This is a genomic window from Amycolatopsis umgeniensis (genome assembly GCF_014205155.1).
Classification (GTDB): domain Bacteria; phylum Actinomycetota; class Actinomycetes; order Mycobacteriales; family Pseudonocardiaceae; genus Amycolatopsis; species Amycolatopsis umgeniensis.
In genome coordinates, this window is sequence record NZ_JACHMX010000001.1 from 5538438 (window position 1) to 5558713 (window position 20276).

Annotated in this window: 22 protein-coding genes; 13 read left to right on the forward strand and 9 right to left on the reverse strand. The window is 66.8% G+C overall.

From position 1 onward, the window contains the following. Positions 1–14: 14 nt before the first annotated feature. On the reverse strand, positions 15–926 hold the full coding sequence (locus HDA45_RS26395; protein ID WP_184899675.1) for an aminoglycoside phosphotransferase family protein: 912 nt from the start codon (positions 924–926) through the stop codon (positions 15–17). An 88-nt stretch (positions 927–1014) separates the two neighbouring features. Between HDA45_RS26395 and HDA45_RS26400 the strand changes: the two genes are divergently transcribed. After that, positions 1015–1845 (forward strand): slipin family protein, encoded by an 831-nt coding sequence (locus HDA45_RS26400; protein ID WP_184899677.1) that lies wholly within the window; start codon positions 1015–1017, stop codon positions 1843–1845. Positions 1846–2117: 272 nt separating this feature from the next. Here HDA45_RS26400 and HDA45_RS26405 read toward each other — a convergent pair whose 3' ends face one another. Both HDA45_RS26405 and HDA45_RS26410 read right to left on the reverse strand, forming a co-directional pair. Next, positions 2118–2738, reverse strand: coding sequence for a DUF4190 domain-containing protein (locus tag HDA45_RS26405; protein WP_184899679.1), 621 nt, complete (start codon positions 2736–2738; stop codon positions 2118–2120). Between the two features lie 49 nt (positions 2739–2787). Beyond that, positions 2788–3162, reverse strand: coding sequence for a DUF4190 domain-containing protein (locus tag HDA45_RS26410; protein ID WP_184899681.1), 375 nt, complete (start codon positions 3160–3162; stop codon positions 2788–2790). Positions 3163–3421: 259 nt separating this feature from the next. Here HDA45_RS26410 and HDA45_RS26415 point away from each other — a divergent pair, with 259 nt between their 5' ends. From HDA45_RS26415 to HDA45_RS26440, 6 genes are all read left to right on the forward strand, one after another. Further along, the gene (locus HDA45_RS26415) at positions 3422–4618 is read left to right on the forward strand and encodes an acyl-CoA dehydrogenase family protein (protein ID WP_184899683.1); all 1197 of its coding nucleotides are present in this window, start codon (positions 3422–3424) and stop codon (positions 4616–4618) included. A 60-nt stretch (positions 4619–4678) separates the two neighbouring features. Next, positions 4679–5188 carry a general stress protein gene (locus tag HDA45_RS26420; protein WP_184899685.1) on the forward strand — a complete coding sequence of 170 codons (510 nt, stop codon included), beginning with the start codon at positions 4679–4681 and terminating at the stop codon, positions 5186–5188. 226 nt (positions 5189–5414) lie between these two features. Next, a complete protein-coding gene (locus HDA45_RS26425; protein WP_184899687.1) occupies positions 5415–6737 on the forward strand; it encodes an ABC transporter substrate-binding protein in 1323 nt (440 codons plus the stop codon). After that, complete coding sequence (locus HDA45_RS26430) at positions 6734–7684, forward strand: ABC transporter permease subunit (RefSeq protein WP_184899689.1); 951 nt, start codon at positions 6734–6736, stop codon at positions 7682–7684. Before HDA45_RS26425 ends, HDA45_RS26430 begins: the two co-directional genes overlap by 4 nt. Next, positions 7684–8526, forward strand: a complete 843-nt coding sequence (locus HDA45_RS26435) for a carbohydrate ABC transporter permease (RefSeq protein WP_184899691.1) — start codon at positions 7684–7686, stop codon at positions 8524–8526. The genes HDA45_RS26430 and HDA45_RS26435 overlap by 1 nt, the downstream gene beginning before the upstream one ends. A 3-nt stretch (positions 8527–8529) precedes the next feature. Beyond that, positions 8530–9708, forward strand: coding sequence for an ABC transporter ATP-binding protein (locus HDA45_RS26440; protein WP_184899693.1), 1179 nt, complete (start codon positions 8530–8532; stop codon positions 9706–9708). 23 nt (positions 9709–9731) lie between these two features. Here HDA45_RS26440 and HDA45_RS26445 read toward each other — a convergent pair whose 3' ends face one another. After that, positions 9732–9932, reverse strand: coding sequence for a PspC domain-containing protein (locus tag HDA45_RS26445; protein ID WP_184899695.1), 201 nt, complete (start codon positions 9930–9932; stop codon positions 9732–9734). Between the two features lie 200 nt (positions 9933–10132). On the opposite strand from HDA45_RS26445, the gene HDA45_RS26450 reads away from it, so the two are divergent. Continuing rightward, on the forward strand, positions 10133–11059 hold the full coding sequence (locus tag HDA45_RS26450; RefSeq protein ID WP_184899697.1) for a hypothetical protein: 927 nt from the start codon (positions 10133–10135) through the stop codon (positions 11057–11059). Between the two features lie 214 nt (positions 11060–11273). Here HDA45_RS26450 and HDA45_RS26455 read toward each other — a convergent pair whose 3' ends face one another. Then, positions 11274–11951, reverse strand: a complete 678-nt coding sequence (locus HDA45_RS26455) for a TetR/AcrR family transcriptional regulator (RefSeq protein WP_184899699.1) — start codon at positions 11949–11951, stop codon at positions 11274–11276. A gap of 121 nt (positions 11952–12072) precedes the next feature. Between HDA45_RS26455 and HDA45_RS26460 the strand changes: the two genes are divergently transcribed. Then, entirely contained in the window at positions 12073–13596 is a 1524-nt protein-coding gene (locus HDA45_RS26460; RefSeq protein WP_184899701.1) for an MFS transporter, read from the forward strand. Positions 13597–14017: 421 nt separating this feature from the next. Here the strand turns inward: HDA45_RS26460 and HDA45_RS26465 are convergent, their stop codons facing one another. From HDA45_RS26465 to corA, 3 genes are all read right to left on the reverse strand, one after another. Beyond that, entirely contained in the window at positions 14018–14857 is an 840-nt protein-coding gene (locus HDA45_RS26465) for a ParB N-terminal domain-containing protein (RefSeq protein WP_184899703.1), read from the reverse strand. After that, the gene (locus tag HDA45_RS26470; protein WP_184899705.1) at positions 14854–15501 is read right to left on the reverse strand and encodes a metallophosphoesterase family protein; all 648 of its coding nucleotides are present in this window, start codon (positions 15499–15501) and stop codon (positions 14854–14856) included. Before HDA45_RS26470 ends, HDA45_RS26465 begins: the two co-directional genes overlap by 4 nt. A gap of 178 nt (positions 15502–15679) precedes the next feature. Then, on the reverse strand, positions 15680–16768 hold the full coding sequence (gene corA, locus HDA45_RS26475; RefSeq protein WP_184899707.1) for a magnesium/cobalt transporter CorA: 1089 nt from the start codon (positions 16766–16768) through the stop codon (positions 15680–15682). Positions 16769–17018: 250 nt separating this feature from the next. Between corA and HDA45_RS26480 the strand changes: the two genes are divergently transcribed. Further along, entirely contained in the window at positions 17019–17597 is a 579-nt protein-coding gene (locus tag HDA45_RS26480; RefSeq protein WP_246480796.1) for a MaoC family dehydratase, read from the forward strand. 32 nt (positions 17598–17629) lie between these two features. After that, positions 17630–18733: a DUF2332 domain-containing protein gene (locus HDA45_RS26485; RefSeq protein ID WP_184899709.1), complete on the forward strand. Its 1104-nt coding sequence runs from the start codon at positions 17630–17632 to the stop codon at positions 18731–18733. A 103-nt stretch (positions 18734–18836) separates the two neighbouring features. Here HDA45_RS26485 and HDA45_RS26490 read toward each other — a convergent pair whose 3' ends face one another. Beyond that, on the reverse strand, positions 18837–19265 hold the full coding sequence (locus HDA45_RS26490; protein WP_184899711.1) for an NUDIX hydrolase: 429 nt from the start codon (positions 19263–19265) through the stop codon (positions 18837–18839). 186 nt (positions 19266–19451) lie between these two features. Here HDA45_RS26490 and HDA45_RS26495 point away from each other — a divergent pair, with 186 nt between their 5' ends. Together HDA45_RS26495 and HDA45_RS26500 are read left to right on the forward strand one after the other, a co-directional pair. Beyond that, on the forward strand, positions 19452–19613 hold the full coding sequence (locus tag HDA45_RS26495) for a hypothetical protein (protein ID WP_005167589.1): 162 nt from the start codon (positions 19452–19454) through the stop codon (positions 19611–19613). Positions 19614–19637: 24 nt separating this feature from the next. Then, positions 19638–20198 carry a PH domain-containing protein gene (locus HDA45_RS26500; protein WP_101612506.1) on the forward strand — a complete coding sequence of 187 codons (561 nt, stop codon included), beginning with the start codon at positions 19638–19640 and terminating at the stop codon, positions 20196–20198. Positions 20199–20276: the final 78 nt, after the last annotated feature.

Sequence of the window (20276 nt, forward strand, 5' to 3'; positions counted from 1 at the left end):
GACGATTCGTGTGATCACCGCAATGCCCAGGCGGCGATGGCGGGGACGGCGGCGTAGGCCGGGTCTTCGGCGATGCTTTCGGGCGAGGCGCCCTCGGCGAGGTCTTCGTACAGCCAGGTCCAGTTCTCCACCGCGCGCACGAGCGTCCACGCCCGCGCGCGTTCGGCGTCCACCCCGGCCGCCTCGCTGAACCACCTGATCTTGTCGTCCATTGTGGACTCGTCCGCGCGGTTCCAGAGGATCGAGATCGCGCCGAACTCGAGGTCACCCGAAAGCGGCTTCGGGTCGATCACCAGCCAGGGTTCGCGTTCACCGGCGAGGACGTTCTCGAAGTGCAGGTCCTCGTTCACCATCAGCTCGCCCGCCGTGGGCCCGAGGTCCGCGCAGATCTCCACGGCGGCGTCCAGGTACTTCCGGTCGAACGGCTCGCCCAGTTCGCTCCAGGTCTCCGGGAGTTCGGTGACCAGCTCCGCGGCCTCCTCGCGCAGGGACCGCTGCAGTGCTTCGGGAGCGGGGACGGCGAGCCGCCGCGCTATCGCGCCGACCGTCTCGACGGCCATCTGGATCGGCTCCGTTTCGAGCGAGCGAGTGGCGTCGAGGCGCTCCAGGAGCAGCACGCCGTCCTCAGGAACGTTGTCGTACAGCAGGACCGCGCCCTGACCGGCCCAAGTGGACAGTGCGAGGGGTTCGTCGTCGGATTCCTCGTGCGGCCAGCCGAGCTTGAGGATCGCGGGGGAGCCGTCCGCGCGGCGCACGGGCTGGGCGACGCCGACGAAGCCGTGCATGGCCTCGCCGTCGTACTGGAGTTGCCATTTGGCGGTGTACTTCTCGGCGAGGAACGGGAGGGAGTCGAGCCATTCGGCGGCTCCGGGGCCGAGGTCGGCGGCGCGGTCGAGGAACTTGGGCGGGATCTTGAAACCGGTCACGAACCCACCTTGGCAGGCCTGTCCACCGTGTTTCCCCCGTGACCCGCCGGGCGTACCGTGAACAGCGAGAACAACCCCGGGAGCAGCCATGGTGGTGGAGATTCTCAGTGCGGTCGCCGTCGCGGGCGGTGCTTGGCTCGCGGTCGGCCTCCGCGTGGTGAAGCAGTACGAACGCGGTCTCGTGTTCCGGTTCGGGCGGGTGCGCCCGGCCATCCGGGAGCCGGGGCTCGCGATGCTGGTGCCGTTCGCGGACAGGCTGCAGAAGGTCAACATGCAGATCGTCACGATGCCGATCCCCGCGCAGGACGGCATCACCCGCGACAACGTCACCGTGCGGGTGGACGCGGTCGTGTACTTCAAGGTGATCGACCCGGTGCTGGCCGCGGTGAACGTGCAGGACTACCGCTCGGCCGTCGGCCAGGTCGCGCAGACCTCGTTGCGGTCCATCATCGGCAAGAGCGATCTGGACGACCTGCTGTCGAACCGTGAGCGGCTCAACGAGGGCCTGGAGCTGATGATCGACAGCCCGGCGCTGGACTGGGGCATCCACATCGACCGGGTCGAGATCAAGGACGTCGCGCTGCCGGAGTCCATGAAGCGCTCGATGTCACGCCAAGCCGAAGCCGAACGCGAACGGCGGGCTCGGGTCATCTCGGCCGACGGGGAACTGCAGGCGTCGTACAAACTTTCGCAGGCGGCCGCGACCATGGCCGACACCCCGGCGGCGCTGCAACTGCGGTTGCTGGAGACCGTCGTGCAGGTGTCGGCGGAGAAGAACTCGACGCTGGTCCTGCCGTTCCCGGTGGAGTTGCTGCGCTTCCTCGACGCGAACACACCCAAGAAGGACCCGGCTCCTGAGAACAACGGTCAGGTGGCGCCTGCACCTCGTGAACCAGACGATGCGGACCAGGGCTCGTGAAAGGTTGCGAAAGCCACTTTCGCAACACGTCGGTACATCGCCACGCGGAATCCGCCCCGGCCCAAGTCTCACCGCTGCTTCGGGGTGTCGCGAAAGCCACTTTCGGGACATCAGACGTCCCGAAAGTGGCTTTCGCGACACCCCGACCCGTCCCTTTCTCAGGCCAGGGCCTCGGGCGATAGCAAAGGTCCCTTGCTTCCGGCAGGCGAGTCGCGGTGCATCGGATACATGACGAAGCCCCAGGCGTTCGCATCACCCGTATCGAACCCTGGCTACTCAAGCTGGCCGTTGACGCCCAAAATGATCAATGTCCCGAAAAACCCGACGTACAACGCGAGCACGACGTAGCCGATGATCACCGCCGCGAGCGCCATGCCGCGCCCGCCCGCCTCACCTCGGTTCGCCTTCGCCAGCCCGATGTGCCCCAGGATCAGCCCGACGATCACGGTCACGCACGAGCAGATCCCGACGAGCGAGCACACCAGCCCGGCGATCGCCATGCCGTTGTCCTGTGACCGGGGCGGTGCCGCCGCCGCGTATGGGTTGTACGCCTGGACGTACGGCTGCGGCGGGTAAGAGACAGGCATCGGCGTGTACGCCGGAGGAGCCGAAGCGTCCGGAGCCGCGAAGGACGGCGGGACGGGCTCGGCGGTCAGCGGGTCGATGGCCTGCGCGACCGGTTCCGGCGCGGCGGGAGCGGAAGGCACCTCGAACGGCGCCGGCGGCTCGAACGGCGGAGGCGGCGTGAACGGCGCGGGCGGCTGGAACTGTTGCGGTTCCGCCGGCGACGGGCTCGACACCGGCTCGGACGCCGAAGACGTCGGATCCGAGAAAGTGTTCGAGTCGGTGTAGGACGACGTCGACGGTGTGTCCTGCGAGTCGGAACTGCTCATCCCGTTGGCCCCCTGGTTCGTGCGGGACCCCACCGTATCCGGGCACGGGTCACGAGACGCCCGCGGCTCCGACCGCGAACACCACGAAAACGAACCACAGGATGACCGGGATCAGCCACAGCGCGGTGATGACGTAGCCGACGACCATCCCGGCCTGCGCCATGCCCTGACCGCCCGCTTCGCCGCGTTTGGCCTTCCCGAGCGCGATGTGCCCGAAGATGATCCCCAGGATCGCCGGGAAGCACATGATGAGCCCGAGCAGCGAGCACACCAGCGACGCCACCGCCATGCCCTGGTCCGGCGGTCGCACGTAGGTCTGCTGGACGTAGAACTGCTGCGGAGGCTGATAGGGCTGGAGACCGTACGGCTGCTGGAACTGCCCGGAAGGCTGTTGCTGCCCGTACGGGTCGTGCGGATTCGTCATGCGGGGTCCCCTCGTCGGTTCAGGACGGTATCGCTACCGAAAGGCCCCGTGTTTCGCGGCGGTGTTCACCGCGACCGGGATCGCGATGGCGTACAGGATGCCCTTCGTACCCCCGGACTGTGATCGGCCAGTCACTGTAGAGCCATGGCCACGGATGGCGTACGCGTGACTGCGCTCATAGCGAGGTCCCCGGACAGGCGTCATACTCACCGGTAACCCAGCGCCGGGAGCCCGGTGCCCGCGAATTTAGGGAGCAGCGATGGCTCGCCTCGCCCAGACCGCCGGCTTGACCGACGTGCAGTCCGAAATCCTCGCCACGGTCCGCCAGTTCGTGGACAAGGAGGTCATCCCGCGCGCGCAGGAGCTCGAGCACTCCGACACCTATCCCGCCGACATCGTCGAGGGGATGAAGGAGATGGGCCTGTTCGGGCTCACCATCCCGGAGGAGTACGGCGGCCTCGGCGAGTCGCTCCTGGCCTACGCGCTCGTGGTCGAGGAGATCGCGCGCGGCTGGATGAGCGTTTCCGGCGTCATCAACACGCATTTCATCGTGGCGCACATGATCTCCCGCCACGGGACGCCGGAGCAGAAGCAGCACTTCCTGCCCCGGATGGCCACCGGTGAGGTCCGCGGCTCGTTCTCGATGTCCGAGCCGGATCTCGGTTCCGACGTCGCCGCGATCAAGACCCGCGCCCGCAAGACCGACGACGGTTACGTCATCGACGGCGCGAAGATGTGGCTGACCAACGGCGGCAGCTCCAACCTGATCGCGCTGCTCGTCAAAACCGACGAGGGGGCCGAGAAGGCCCACCAGAACCTGACCACGTTCCTGGTCGAGAAGCCCGAGGGCTTCGGCGAGGTCGCTCCCGGTCTCACCATCCCCGGCAAGATCGACAAGATGGGCTATAAGGGCGTCGACACCACCGAGGCCGTTTTCGACGGCTACGAGATCGGCGCGGACAAGGTCCTCGGCGAGGCGCCGGGCAAGGGCTTCGCGTACATGATGGACGGTGTCGAGGTCGGCCGCGTCAACGTCGCCGCGCGCGCCTGCGGCATCGCGATCCGCGCTTTCGAGCTCGCGGTGGAGTACGCCCAGCAGCGCAAGACCTTCGGCAAGGCGATCGCCGAGCACCAGGCGATCGCGTTCAAACTCGCCGAGATGGCCACCAAGGTCGAGGCCGCGCACCTGATGATGGTCAACGCCGCCCGGCTCAAGGACTCCGGCGAGCGCAACGACGTCGAGGCCGGCATGGCGAAGCTGATCGCGAGCGAGTACTGCGCCGAGGTCACCCAGGACTCGTTCCGCATCCACGGCGGCTACGGCTACTCGAAGGAGTACGAGATCGAGCGTCTCATGCGCGAGGCGCCGTTCCTGCTCATCGGCGAGGGCACCAGCGAGATCCAGAAGACCATCATCAGCCGAGGACTGCTCCGCGAGTACAAGTCACGCTCCTGAACGTTCGCGCCTTTCGCCCGTCCTTGAGAAGATGGACCGGGACGGGCGAGAGGTGATTACGTGAGTGCTCCCTTTGGCGGAGGCGGCCGGGCCGCGGGTGGGTTGCCCAGGCTGCCGACACCGCCTTCCGGCTGGCCGATCGGCTCCTACGCGACGTACGGCGAAGCGCAGCACGCCGTGGACTTTCTCGCGGAGAAGGAATTCGGGGTCGCCGACGTGACCATCGTCGGCGTCGACCTGATGCTCGTCGAACGCATCCTCGGCAGGCTGAGCTGGGGCCGCGTGCTGGGCACCGGAGCGGTGTCGGGCGCGTGGTTCGGCCTGATCATCGGGCTGTTGCTGGGCATGTTCAACAACCAGGGTTTCGCCTGGCAGCCGATGATCGGGGGGCTCCTGCTCGGCATTCTGGCGTGGACGGTCTTCGCGGCCATCAGCTACAGCATGTCCCGCCGCGACTTCTCCTCCGCGAGCCAGCTGGTCGCCGGTCGTTACGACGTGCTCTGCCAGCCGCGTTCGGCCGAACAGGGCCGGGAGCTCCTCGCCCAGCTCGCGCTGCGGCCGCATCGATGACATTCGGCGGTACTGGTTCACCTGTTCGTCGTGCACTCCGCTGAATCGTTACCGATACTGCTTGCGGGCGTAGATCGCCCGGAATAGGTTGCACAACACCAGTCGGGCGGTCGCGTACTCCAGCGTGTCCGCCCGAGCACTAGCACGTCGGGGTGCTGGCGCGCGGGCTTCTTCAACGCGTCCTAGTGCCGCCGTATCCCCAGGCGTGCGCGGGTGAGGAGGCCTCATGGGGAAGAGGATGAGCGCGAGCCGGAGGGGCCGCTCACCAGGCCGCACCGGCTCGCTACTCGGCGCGACAGCGCTGACGGTCGGCCTGCTGGCGGGCTGTGGGTCGGATGCCGGACTCAAGATCAACGTCTACTACGCGCCCGAAGACAACTTCCAGTCCGTTGTGGACGATTGCACCAAGGCCTCGGGCGGGCGATACGAGGTCGTCTACAACAAGCTCCCGCGGCCGGCCGACGGCCAGCGGGAACAGATGGTGCGACGGCTGGCCGCCGGCGACGATTCACTCGACGTACTGGGGTTGGACGTCACGTGGGTCTCGGAGTTCGCCGAGGCGGGCTGGGCCGACGAATGGACGGGTGAAGCGAAGGCCGAGGCGACAGCGGGCGTCCTGCCGGGCCCGCTCGAAACCGCCACGTGGAACGGAAAACTCTACGCGGCGACCAAGAACACCAACGTCCAGCTGCTCTGGTACGACGACAGGCTGACCCCGAATCCGCCGAAGACCTGGGACGAGATGATCCAGCAGGCCCAGGCGCTCAAGGCACAGGGCAAACCGGCGAACGTCGTGTTCACCGGCGCCCAGTACGAAGGCCTCGTCGTCATCTACAACACGCTCGTCGAGTCGGCGGGCGGCAAGATCCTCTCCGACGACGGCAAGTCCGTCGTGATGGACGCGGGCGCGATCAAGGCGCTGGAGATGCTCAAGAAGGTCACCACGGCGGGGATCACCGATCCGTCGCTGACCAACTCGAAGGAGGACGAGGTCCGCCAGGCCTTCCAGCGTGGCAACGCCGCCTTCGAATTGAACTGGCCGTTCGTCTACGCCTCCTACGCCAAGGAGAAGAAGGACGAGCTCAAGCACTTCAAGTGGACCACCTATCCGCGGTTCGAAGCGGGCAAACCCGCCAAGACCACGATCGGTGGCTACAACCTGGCCGTCAGCTCGACTTCGAAGCACAAGGCCGAGGCCTATGAAGTCGCGCTGTGCCTGCGCAACGAGAAGAACCAGAAGTTCTCCGCGCTCAAGGACGGCGTCCCGCCGACACTCGAATCGCTCTACACCGACACGGTCCCCCTCGACGCGACGGCGGGCGTGAGTGACGACAACCCGAGCATGGACACGAAGTACCCGATGCGGGAAACGATCCTGGACGCGCTCAAGGACGCCGCGGTGCGCCCGCTGACGCCCGCGTACCAGAACGCTTCGACGGTTCTGTCGAAGATCCTTTCCCCGCCTTCCGAAATCGATCCGCAGAAGACGGCGGAGAAGCTGAAAGAACAGCTCGCCGACGCGCTCCAGTCGAAGGGAGTGATCCCGTGACCGTGCAGGAAACCGCCGGTTCGGCGACCGAGAGCAAGCCGGGCAAGAAGGCGAAACCCGTTCTCAGTGAAGGAAAGAAGGCCGAGCGCAGACTGGGGCTCTGGCTGTGCGCCCCGGCGGCGTTCGTGATGATCGCCGTCACCGGGTATCCGATCGTCTACTCGATCTGGCTCTCGTTGCAGCGCTACGACCTCCGGTTCCCCGCGCAGCAGGAGTTCGTCGGTCTCGACAACTACGTTTCGGTGCTGACCAACGGTTACTGGTGGACGGCGTTCGGGACGACGATGGGATTGACCGTCGTCTCGGTGGTGATCGAGTTCGTCCTGGGCATGATCCTGGCGCTGATCATGCACCGGACGCTCGTCGGACGGGGCCTCGTGCGGACGGTCGCCCTGATCCCGTACGGCATCGTGACGGTGGTCGCGGCGTTCTCCTGGTACTACGCCTGGACGCCGGACACGGGCTACCTGGCCAATCTGTTCTTCCCGGACAGCGCGCCGCTGACCGAGTACGGGTCTTCGCTGGCGATCATCGTGCTGGCCGAGGTGTGGAAGACCACGCCGTTCATGGCGCTGCTGCTGATGGCGGGGCTGGCACTCGTGCCGGAAGACCTGCTGAAGGCCGCGGCGATGGACGGCGCGACGGCGTGGCAACGGTTCACCAAGGTCATGCTGCCGGTGATGAAACCGGCGATCCTGGTGGCGCTGCTGTTCCGCACCCTGGACGCTTTCCGCATCTTCGACAACATCTTCGTGCTCACCAACGGCGCGCAGGACACGTCGTCGGTGTCGATGCAGACCTACAACAACCTGGTCAAGGGGTTGAACCTCGGGATCGGCTCGACGATGGCGGTGCTGATCTTCATCACGGTGGCGATCATCGCGTTCCTCTTCATCAAGGTGTTCGGCACGGCCGCGCCCGGTAGCGACAATGGGGGTAAGCGCTGATGGCCATCGGTGGAGCGGTCACGTCCGGCCGCAAGCTCAAATGGGGTCTCGTCGACATCCTGGTCCTGATCTTCGCGCTGTTCCCGGTGCTGTGGGTGGTGTCCCTTTCGTTCAAGACCAAGGAGACCTTGGACGACGGGTACTTCATCCCGCAGGAATGGACGTGGCAGAACTACGCGGACATCTTCGAGACCACGGAGTTCATCCGGGCACTGGTGAACTCGATCGGCATCGCGATCATCGCGACGGTGATCGCGGTCGTCCTCGGCACGATGGCGGCGTACGCGATCGCGCGGCTGGACTTCCCCGGCAAGCAGCTGCTGGTCGGGATGTCACTGCTGATCGCGATGTTCCCGCAGGTTTCGCTGGTGACGCCGTTGTTCAACATCGAACGTGAGCTGGGGCTGTTCGACACGTGGCCGGGGCTCATCCTGCCCTACATCACGTTCGCGCTGCCGCTGTCGATCTACACGCTTTCCGCATTCTTCCGCGAAATCCCGTGGGAGCTGGAAAAAGCGGCGAAGATGGACGGCGCGACCCCGGCGCAGGCGTTCCGGAAGGTGATCGCGCCCCTGGCGGCACCGGGGGTGTTCACCACCGCGATCCTGGTGTTCATCTTCTGCTGGAACGACTTCCTGTTCGCGATCTCGCTGACCTCGACAGAGGCCTCGCGCACGGTCCCGGCGGCGCTGTCGTTCTTCACCGGGTCCTCGCAGTTCGAAGACCCGACAGGGACGATCTCCGCGGCCGCCGTGGTGATCACCGTCCCGATCATCCTGTTCGTGTTGTTCTTCCAGCGTCGCATCGTGGCGGGGCTGACGTCCGGTGCGGTGAAGGGCTGACCCATGGCTGAAATCGTTCTCGAAAAAGTCACCAAGAAGTACCCCGACGGCGCCCTCGCAGTGTCCGAAGTGGACATCACCATCGCCGACGGCGAGTTCATCATCCTGGTCGGCCCGTCCGGCTGCGGCAAGTCCACGACGCTGAACATGGTCGCCGGCCTGGAGGACATCTCCTCCGGCGAACTGCGCATCGACGGCAAGCGCGTCAACGAGAAGGCACCGAAGGACCGCGATATCGCGATGGTGTTCCAGTCCTACGCCCTGTACCCGCACATGAGTGTCCGGGAGAACATGGCGTTCCCGTTGCGGCTGGCCAAGGTCGACGACCGGACGGTGCGGGCGAAGGTCGAGGAGGCGGCGCAGATCCTCGATCTGACCGGGCATCTGGACCGCAAACCGGCGAACCTCTCCGGTGGGCAGCGTCAGCGCGTCGCGATGGGACGCGCGATCGTCCGTAACCCCAAGGCGTTCCTGATGGACGAGCCACTGTCCAACTTGGACGCGAAGCTCCGCGGCCAGATGCGGACCTCGGTGTCGAAGATCCAGAAGCAGCTGGGCACGACGACGCTGTACGTCACGCACGACCAGACCGAGGCGATGACCCTCGGCGACCGGGTCGTCGTGCTCCGGGCGGGCTACGTGCAGCAGATCGGGTCGCCGCAGTTCCTCTACGACAACCCGGCGAACCTGTTCGTGGCCGGGTTCATCGGCAGCCCGTCGATGAACTTCGTGCCCGCGACGCTGGAGAACGGCACCGCCCGCAGCGCGCTGGGCGACATCCCGCTCACCGACCGGGTGCGGCAACTCGTCGAGGCCGCCGACGCGCCGCGTGAGGTCATCGTCGGCATCCGGCCGGAGCACTTCGAGGACGCCGCTCTGGTGGACGCGTCGGCCCGTCAGGGCGCGACGTTCATCGCCCACGTGGACGTCCTCGAGTCGATGGGTTCCGAGAAGTTCGCGCACTTCTCGGTCGAGGGTGAGGCCGCGTCGTCGTCCGACCTCGCGGATCTCGCCGCCGACAGCGGATCCTCGGACGTCCCGGGCTCGGAGTCACAGATCGTGGCCCGGCTCTCGGCGGCGTCCTCGGCCGCGGAAAACCAGAACGTGGAACTCTGGTTCGACGCGGACAAGATCAAGCTGTTCGACGGGGCCAGCGGCAAGAACCTGACCTACACGGAGTGATCCGGACTCGTCCTGCCCGGGGATCAGTACTCGCTCTCGGGCAGGGCGAGCCACAGCACGAGGTAGACGATGAACTGCGGGCCCGGCAGCAGGCACGAGAGCACGGCCAGCAGGCGGACCTTGCCCGGCGTGGTGCCGAACCGTTTGGCGATACCGGCGCAGACGCCGCCGATCATGCGGCCCTGGCGCGGGCGGGTCAGTCGGGTGGCCACGGAGTTGCTCACGGGTTCGTCCCTCTCGGTAGTCGCGGTGTGTGAAACCCATTTTCGTCGCGCGACGCCGCGACCGCATCCCACCGCGGAACGAAACGGACCCCTAAGGGCGTGAAATCGCCGTGAGGTGACCACCTGCGAAAACCCGGCCTGCCCTGTGTTCTTCGCCCGTAAGGGGTGGTGTTCCCGGCTCTTTTGACGATACTGCTCCGGTGCGCCCGAAGAGTCTGATCGCAGTCCTCGGTGGCCTGTTCCTCGCCGCGGCCTGTGCCGCGCCGGAACCGGCGGTGACGCCGTCGCCGACCACGGCCCGCGACGAGGCCCTGACCGCCGCGGAGGCGCTCGGGGACTACGCGTCCCTCGACTACTGCAGTCTTGTCGACAAGGCGAAGGTGGTCGGCGGCGGAAACGCGGTCAAACCGCCTCTGACCTCTTTCGATTTCTGCCGTCTCGAATTCGTCGAGGGTGCCAACCGCTACACCGTGACCACCGGACCGATCGATTCCGGGCAGGATCCGAACAATCAGCCCTACGACTACGGCGGGCCGCTTCCGGAGGGCATCAGCGTCCAGCAGTCGACGTTCAACGAGAGCACCGCCTGCACCCGGCTGCTGACCTTCGCCGACGGGATCCGGCTGCCCATCGTGGTGACCTCGGACAACGAAACCCCGGCCGACCAGGCCGTCCGGTGCCGGATCGCCGACACGACGGTCGGCGGCGCGGCCGCGGCGATCACCGGGCAGAAGGTCGGGAGACTGAACCTCGACCAGCGCTCATGGGGGCGAGTCGCCCCGTGCGCGCTGCTCGACCGGCACGAACTCGACGCGGCCGCCGGTGCCGAGACCAAACCGGCCCCGGCGCTTTCCGGGCACAACTGCATCCGCGGCAAGGTCAGCTTCACGCTGTCGGTGGGGGCGGACACCACGCCGGGCGCGACGGAGGCGCTGGGCGGGCGGCAGGCCGAGGTCACCACGTCGGGCGCGTTCTGCCAGGTGACCACGCGCCGGCCGATCCCGGGCACCCCGGAGCGGGTCGAGCAGGCGATGCTCTCCGTGGTCGGCATCGACGGCGCGGAGGGGGACGCCACGTGCGCGGCGGCCCGGGAGGTCGCGGTGGCGGTGTTCCCGAAGCTCCCTTGACCCGCATCCAGAGGACTGAACGCGGTACCCCGTCACGTCACCAACCCCGGGACTCGCGTGACCAACCCCGGGACTCGCGTGACCAGGGCCGTAACTCGCGTGACTGAGCCCGGGACACGCGAGTTCCGGGTCTGATCACGTGAGTTCCGCCTCCAAGCACGCGAGATCGGCCTTGGCGGCGGGGCGGGATCGCATGCAGAGGACTAAACGCGGGTCAACGTAGCTTCGGGAGCCTGAAGGAGCACATGACTTCGTCCAGCGCCTCGAAGTCCAGTGGCGGATGCGGCAGCGGGGTGGCGCGGCCGGGTTCGGCGCGCAGGCCGTCCAGGAGCAGCGCGAGACAGCGGCGCCACAGGTCCGGCTGGATACCGTGCGTGAACTCGATGACCGAACCGATCATCTGGTGCAGCAGGGGCATGTCCGTCGGCACGATGTCGGCGCGGAGGACGCCCGCCGACTGAGCCCGTTCGACGAGCTGTGTGATCAACGGCACCATGCGGGCTTTCGCCTCGGCGACGCGCTCCTGACCGAAGACGTTCGACAGCATGACTTCGCGTAACCCGCGGTCACCGGCGTGCAGTTCGGCCGCGCGCCAGGTGAAGTCGGTGAAGCCTTTCCATGGGTCTTCGGCGCGAAGCGCCTCTTCGGCGAACTGCCGGATCGTCTCGAACTGGTCGACGAACATGGCCTCGACCAGGTGTTCCTTACTCGGGAAGCGGCGATAGACGGTGCCGACGCCGACGCCGGCGTGATGCGCGACGTCGTCGAGCGTCGCTTCGAGCCCGCGCTCGCCGAAGACATCGCGTGCCGCCGCGATGATGCGCTGCCGATTGAGTTCAGCGTCGCGCCGCAGCGGCCGCGCCGGTGCGGCGGGAGCGAGGTCCCGAGCCATTCGTCCAGCTTAACAAACGAAGTAGAGGACGCCTCTCCGCTTTTCGGGTACCTTGGCGACGAAAGGGGAGATACCTACTCCACATAGCTTCTTCGTCACTATCGGTGAGGAAACCGCCCGTATGCCTGAGTCATCCACCGCTGTCGCCACGCCGTCGGGGGCCGGCGCCACACAGCACGCCAACCCGCACCACGCCAGGAGATGGCTGATCCTGGTGATGATCGGCCTCGCCCAGTTGATGGTGGTGCTCGACGCCACCGTCGTGAACATCGCGCTCCCGTCCGCGCAGCAAGACCTCGGCTTCTCGAACGACGCCCGTCAGTGGGTCGTCACCGCGTACGCGCTCGCGTTCGGCAGCCTGCTCCTGCTGGGCGGTCGGCTCGCGGACCTCTTCGGCCGCAAACGCGCGTTCCTGGTCGGGCTCGCCGGTTTCGCCATCGTGTCGGCGATCGGTGGCGCCGCCGGCAGCATCGAGATGCTTCTCATCGCTCGCGCCGCACAGGGTGTCTTCGGCGCCCTTCTCGCTCCGGCGGCTCTCTCGCTGCTGACCACGACCTTCACCGACCCGAAGGAACGCGGTAAGGCCTTCGGTGTCTTCGGCGCGATCGGCGGTGGCGGGGCGGCGATCGGCCTGCTGCTCGGCGGCGTGCTGACCGAGTACCTCGACTGGCGCTGGTCGATGTACGTCAACATCATCTTCGCGGTGATCGCGTTCGCCGGTTCGTTCGTGCTGCTGAAGAACTCCGAGACCGACGGCCCGCGCCCGAAGCTCGACATCCCGGGCACGATCACCGCTTCGGCCGGACTCTTCGCGCTGGTCTACGGCTTCGCGAACGCCGAGCGCGACTCGTGGTCCTCGATCTCGGTGTGGGGTTTCCTCGCCGCCGGCGTCGTGCTGCTCGCCGCGTTCGTGGTGATCCAGCAGCGGGCCGAACATCCGCTCCTGCCGCTGCGCGTCCTGCTCGACCGGGATCGCGGCGGCTCGTACCTCGCGATGTTCCTGCTCGCCATCGGGATGTTCTCGATCTTCCTGTTCCTCACCTTCTACATCCAGCTGAACCTCGGGTTCACGCCGGTGCAGAGCGGGGTCGCGTTCCTGCCGATGGTGGCCACCCTGATGGCCAGCGCGACGTCGGCGACGGCCGTGCTGTTGCCGAAGTTCGGCGCGAAACCGTTGGTGTCACTGGGAATGCTGATCGCCGGGGCGGGCCTGTTCTGGCTCTCGGCCATCGACACCACCAGCACGTACTCCAACGGCGTGCTGTTCCCGCTGATGATCATGGGCGTCGGTATCGGCCTCGCCATGGCGCCCGCGATGAGCGTCGCGACCTTCGGCGTCGACACGCACGACGCCGGTGTCGCGTCCGCAGCGGTCAACACCGCGCAGCAGGTCGGCGGCTCGATCGGGACAGCGCTGCTGAGCACGCTGGCCGGTAACGCAGCGACGTCCTTCCTGGTCGGCAAGACGCCGACGCCGCAACTCGCGGCCGAAGCGGCCGTGCACAGTTACACGACCGCTTTCGTGTGGGGCGGGTGGATCTTCGTGATCGGTGCGGTGATCTGCGGGCTGCTGCTGCGGTCCGGTGCTCCGGCGAAGGCGCCGGAGGGCGCTTCGGAGGCCGCGCCGGTCGCGGTGCACATGTAGGTCGCCAGGCGCGCGGGGGGACGCTATGAATGGCCCGTTACTTGCAAAATTTGCAAGTAACGGGCCATTCATTGCATGGGTGGGCGGGCCGCGCGGCGTTTCGGGTCAGAGTCAAAGGTGTCTTGGGCACCTACTGTTCCGAAGTCCGTGAAGGCCTCCTTGAGGGCCCCAGGGTCCCTCAAGGAGGCCTTCACGGACTTGCGAACACAGGCGCGGCGTGAGCGAAGGCGTGACTCGCGTGATCAGGCACGTGACTCGCGTGACTGGATGCCGCACTCGTGTCTTCCGCCGCTGATCACGCGAGATCCGCCTTCGATCACGTGAGTGCGGTCCCACGTCACCGACGCGCCCGATGTTATGAACGGATCGTTCATAACAGAATTTGTTATGAACGATCCGTTCATAACACGCGCGGAGCGTGTCAGCGGGACCGCGACCGCACGGCCTCGAAGACCTCGTCGTCCCACCGGTGCGTCCTGATCAGCCGGTACCGCTCGCACGCCACCCACAGATACGCCTCGGCGTCGGTGCGGTCGCCGATCAGATCCGCTTGCCGCAGCATCTCCACCACCGGGACGAATTCCTCGTCGAACCACCGCTGCGCCAGCGTCGCGCGGTCCGAGTAGCGGCCTTCGTCCTGCATCAGCCGGAAACCCCACGCCTCCACGTGCTCACCGAGCCGCGCGTAGTCCCACGGATCCGTGAACACCACCGAAGCCCGCGAGTGCCCGGAAAGCGGGACGCGCTCGAGGAACAGCCGCCGGTAGTCCTTGACGATCAGGTCGCCGCGGTACCGGATCCCGCTCGGGTCCAGTTTGGTCCGCACTTCGGTGACCGTCGCCTCTATTGTGGACAGTCCCATCGCGTGCGAGACCGAAACGCGGTGGTGCCCGTCGATGATGAAATGCAGTTCGCCGACGCGGTACACCTCGATCGGCGGAATCGACTCGCCGCGCCTGGTCGCGAGCGCCAGCCGTTCCCAGCGTTCGCGGACGCGGCCGGACGTCGGGCGGAAGCGGCGGTCGAAGTCGCGGCCCCTGTCGACGCTGCCGACGATCGAATCGAGCCGGATCACCCGCGCCCCGATCCGCCGCTCGCCGAGGTAGCCGAGCGCGTCCACCACCTCGTGGAACGGCAGCATGATGTTGACGTCGTCGGGCTCGCCGCGCAGCCAGTTCGCCAGCCGCGACAACACCTGTCGGCGTCGCGCGCGGAGGAAGTCGGCCTCGGCGTCCGCCCTGGGAAAACCGGTGTCCTTCATAAGAACTCCATGATCCGGTGCCCGACCACGTTGCGTACCGTCGTCCCGCCGACCACCCGGTCCGGCACGGGTTCACCGTGCGGGTGGATGTGCCCGTGCAGCAACCATTTCGGCCGAAGTGACTCGATCGTGCGATGGAGACAGTCGAAACCGCGATGCGGCGGATCCTCGCGGTCGCCGCAGTGCCGCGGCGGCGCGTGGGTGAGCAGGACGTCGACGTCCCGCCCGTCCCGCCAGCGGCGGAACCGCGCCCGGCGCACCAGCCGCCGGGCCCGCCGCGCCTGCTGGCGTTGCGTCCACTGGTTCGGGCCGTCGTTGTAGCGGACCGAACCGCCGAGCCCGGCGAACCGGAGCCCGCCGATGTCGACGATCCGGCCATCCGCGTTCACCCCGCCCGCCGGGCCCGGCCACACCGCGGGAAAGCCGTCCTTCATGGACAGCCCGCCGTAGCGGGTGTAGCCGGACAGATCGGGATCGTGGTTGCCCGGGACGAAGACGCACGGCACGTCGAGCGCGCTCGCCAGGAACTCGAGATAGTCGTACGGCAGGTCACCGGCACCGATCACGAGGTCGGCCCGGTGACCGTGGACAGCGGAAGTCCACAATCGCTCCTCGACCTCGTCCGCGACGACCAGCGCCTTCATGCGCTCCAGCGTAATGCCGGAGGCGCTACTTGGTGCCGTGCGCGAACGCGGGGTCCTTGGCGATGATCGCGATCACGATGCCCAGCCAGACGACGCAGAAGGCCAGTGCCCAGAACTTGAGGTTGGTCAGGATCCTTGGCATGAGGGAACTCCAGAACTACCGAAGGGGGAAGAGTGGTCAGAGCCAGCGGTTCTTCCGGAATATTCGGTAGAGCAGGATGCACACGCCGAAGATGATCGTCATCGCCAGCGGGTAGCCGAAGCGCCAATGCAGCTCCGGCATGTAGTCGAAGTTCATCCCGTAGATACCGGCCAGCGCCGTCGGGACCGCGATGATCGCCGCCCACGCGGTGATCTTGCGCATGTCGGTGTTCTGCTGGAGCGTGATCTTCGCCAGCGTCGCGTCCACCAGGGTGGTCAGCAGCTCGTCGAAGTTCGCGACGCGCTCCGCGACCGTGGTGAGGTGGTCGGAGACGTCGCGGAAGTAGGAGCGGACCTCGTCCGGGATCAGCCGCGTGTAGCCCTCGGCCAGGCGCTGCAGCGGGGTGCCGAGAGGCATGACAGCGCGGCGCAGCTCCAGTACCTCGCGCTTCATGAAGTAGATCTGTTCGGCGCTCACCTTGGAGCGCGGCGCGAAGACGTGCGTCTCCATTTCGTCGATGTCCGACTCGATCGCGGTGGTGACGTCGAGATAGTGGTCGACGACGTGGTCCGCGATCGCGTGCAGCACCGCGGACGGCCCGAGGGCGAGCCGCTCCGGGTCCTGGTCGAGTTCACGGCGCAGCCGGGCGAGCCCCGAGTGGTTCCCGTGCCGGACGGTGATCACGAAGTCGCGGCCGAGGAACGCCATCAGTTCGCCGGTCTCGACGATCTCGTTCGCCGTCGCGGGTGACTCGTGCTCGACGTAACGCACCGTCTTCAGCACCATGAACAGCGTGTCGTCGTAGCGCTCGAGCTTGGGCCGCTGGTGTGCTTCGAGCGCGTCCTCGACGGCCAGTTCGTGCAGGCCGAAGGTCTCCGCGACACCCTGGATCTGGACGGCGTCGGGCTCGTGCAGGCCGATCCAGACGAACCCGGCGTGCCGCTTGCGCACCTCTTTGATCGCCTCGGAATGCGACCAGCGGCCGGGCAGGCGCTTGCCTTCCACATACACCGCGCAGTCGACGACGTACGCCGAAAGGGGGACGGGCAGCGGGCGCTCGGGGGCACCTTTGGCGCGGCCGTTGCTCCGGCCGCGAAGGCCGCCGAGCGAGGGAATGGCAGGCATGGGATCTCCTGGGCAGACGTCGTGCGTTGATGCGCGAAGACGACGGGCCAAGCGGTCGGGGGGCCGCTCGGCGAGGCCAGCGTTCCCGGTTTCGTCAGCCCTGCCAGGTGGGGATCCGGCGAGATGTGAAGGCGGAAACGCTGCGACTACTAGGAAGCGGACTATCGCCACTGGACATCGGGTTCCTCACCTCCTTCGGCTCGACGGACGGTTACGCAGTGGTGTGGGTCGCGTTGACGACCCGACACCAATGGTCGAGGGTACTCCTCAACACGAAAGCCTGTCGTCCCAGGCTCACGCCGCGTTACTCGTGCAGGAGGAATGGGTGCAGTTCGGTCGCTATTACGAAGAGTTCGAGGTCGGCGCGGTCTACAAGCACTGGCCGGGCAAAACGGTCACCGAGTACGACGACCACCTGTTCTGTCTCATCACCATGAACCACCATCCGCTGCACCTCGACGCGCACTACGCCGGGGAGACCACCGACTTCGGCAAGAACGTCGTGGTCGGCAACTACGTCTACTCGCTGTTGCTGGGGATGTCGGTGCCGGACGTGTCCGGCAAGGCGATCGCGAACCTCGAGGTCGAATCGCTCAAACACGTGAAGCCGACCTTCCACGGTGACACCATCTACGGCGAGACCGAGGTTTTGGACAAGACGCCGTCGAAGTCGAAGGACGATCGAGGCGTCGTCTACGTCGAGACCCGCGGTTACAAGCAGGACGGCACGATCGTGTGTGTGTTCCGTCGCAAGGTGATGGTGCCGAAGCGGTCCTACGGTGACGCCAGGGGCGGCGAGCAGCCCGGTCGTCCCGTGCCGCACGAATAACGGCTGTCAGGAACCGGAGAGGGAGCGCGTCGATGCCCATCGGGCTGGATGAGATCAAGAGCCGCTTGCGGAAGTTCGCGACGGTCGAGGCGGCCGGTGTTTCGCCGCTGTACGAGCACCTGGCGGCGAAGGCGTCCGAGGACGACGAAGTCGCAGGCCTGCTCACCGACGCCCGTGGCGGTGAAGCGCGCGGCACGCTGCTCCTGGCGACAGCGCACCGGCTCATCCAGGCCGACCCGATCCACCCGCTCTCGCGCTACTACCCGTCCGTCGGCGGTTTCGACGGCGTGGACTCGGAGACGTGGCCGCTGTTCCGCTCGTTCCTGCTGGAACGGGCGGACAAGGCGCGCGCGATCATCTCCTCGCGGTACACGCAGACCAACGAGGTCCGCCGTGCCGCGCTGCTCTATCCCGCGGTGACGGCGGCGGCCAAGGAGGCGGGCGGCAAGATCGCGCTGCTGGAGGTCGGCTGCAGCGCCGGGCTGCTCCTCGGTCTGGACAAATTCGCCTACCGCTACCAGTGCGACGGCGGCGAACAGCTCACCGCCGGACCGGCGAAGGCCGCCGTCGGCCTGCACTGCGCGCTGGATCTCGCGCCCGGCGCCGTCACGCCGAAGGTGCCGAAGAAGCTGACGGTCACCGCTCGCGCCGGCCTCGACCGCGCCCCGGTGGACCTGACCGACGAGGACGAACTGGCCTGGCTCGAAGCCTGCGTCTGGGCCGACCAGCCGGACCGGATCCGGCTCCTGCGCACGGCAGCGGCCGCGCAGGCCAAGCAGCGACCGGAGCTGATCACCGGCGACGCCGTCGAAGACCTCGCCTCGGCGGCCGCCACGCTGCCCGCCGACGTCCCGCTCGTGGTGCTGACCAGCCACGTGCTGGCGTACCTGGGGGAGCGGCGGGCGGACTTCCTCGAGGCGCTGAAGAAACTCGCCGCGGACAGGCCGCTGTGGTGGGTCAGCGAGGAGTTCTACGCCGCCGCGCTGGAGCCCCTGGTGCCCGGCCGCACCGATTTGGCCGAGCCGGCGGATCAGGCCGTGCTCGGGCTCGTCCGCTGGGACGGCGGCGATCCGGACGTCCGCGCGCTGGCCAGGACGGCTCCGCACGGGCAGCGGATGACCTGGCTCGCTGTTTAGCCTTTCGGCCCATCCGGATGTCGGCAAAGCATCGACGAGGATAATTTTCACCTCACGCGCTGCTTTATCCGCGCGTTATTCGCCGAATCGGACACGGCAGTTGTCATGAAGGTGAGGCATTTGCGGTGGGCAACACACCCCAGTCGCGGAGAGTGACGAACAGGAGTTCGGCCAACCGGCCGCCTTTGTCGAGTTCGATCAAGGTTTCGGCGTCGATCCACCGCGCGTCGTCGGCGTCGTCCCCGGCACGGAGAGTGCCGCCGGTGACCGAGCAGGCGTAGTCGTGGATGTCATACGGGCCGCGGCGGGCGTTGCCGACGTATGTGCCCGGCATCACGTCCAGTCCGGTCTCTTCGCGCATCTCGCGAATGACGGCCGCTTCGTCCGTTTCGCCTGGTTCGACCCGCCCGCCGGGGACCGACCACAGTCCACGTCCGGGTTCATTCGCGCGCCGGATCAGCAGAATCCGCCCGAGTTCGTCGTGGACGATGCCGCCGACACAGCGGACGGTGCTGTTCGAAACGGTGTTCATTCCCGAATGGTAGACACGGGCTTCCTGACAATGGCTGTCCTGTACACGGAGAGTAGCCGTACGGTACACTTCCCCTCGCCGGCTGACCCAAGCGCGGGACTTCCCTCCCGCGCCGGTGGAAGGTGCGGTACAAAATGAATAGCCAGTATCCGCAGTCAGTCACCGTAAGAGACAGGATTGATCGCCGTGAACGCGAAAAAGCTACTCACTTTCGCAGGAATCGCGTTGGTGCTGTTCTTCGTGATCGCGCAGCCAGGTCAGGCCGCGGGCCTCGTGGGAAACATCATCGGATTCCTGCGTGACTCGGCCGAATCGGTGATCACCTTCGTCAGCAACGTCTTCAGCTAGCGGAGGAGCGGATACTCTATCGGTATGTTCGCCCCACGCGATCCAGACGAGTATCTCCTCGACACCGAGCGGCGGGTCATCAGGATTCGCCGTCACTGGGCGGTGCTGCTGTGGGACACCTTCGAGGCGGTGGCCTTGCTGGCCATCTGCGTCCTGGTGTCCTACCTGCTGCCGCCCGCCGCGTGGGTGATCCAGAACATTCTCTGGTACGCCGCGTTGCTCGTCATCCTGCGCTTCGCGTACGTGGTGATGGAGTGGTGGGTCGAGCGGCTGGTCGTCACGGACAAACGGTTCGTGATGACCACCGGCGTCTACACCACCAAGGTGCTGATGATGCCCATCACCAAGGTCACCGACCTCACCTACGAGCGTTCGGCGACCGGCCGGATCTTCGGCTACGGGACGATGGTGGTCGAGTCGGCCGGTCAGATCCAGGCGCTGAACCGCATCGACTACCTGCCCAAGCCGGAAGAGTTCTACGACACGATCTCCGAGCTCGTGTTCGGCGACAAGCAGAAGCAGGCCGAGCGCTTTTCGATGATCAAGGCGCAGCGTGCGGCGCGCGGCAAGAAGAAGGTCGGTTAGCGCAGGTCCCGACTCGGCCCCGTGGTGACCCAGGTCTTTTGATCTTTTGGGGTCGCGCGCCTTTCGGCCGCCAGGCCT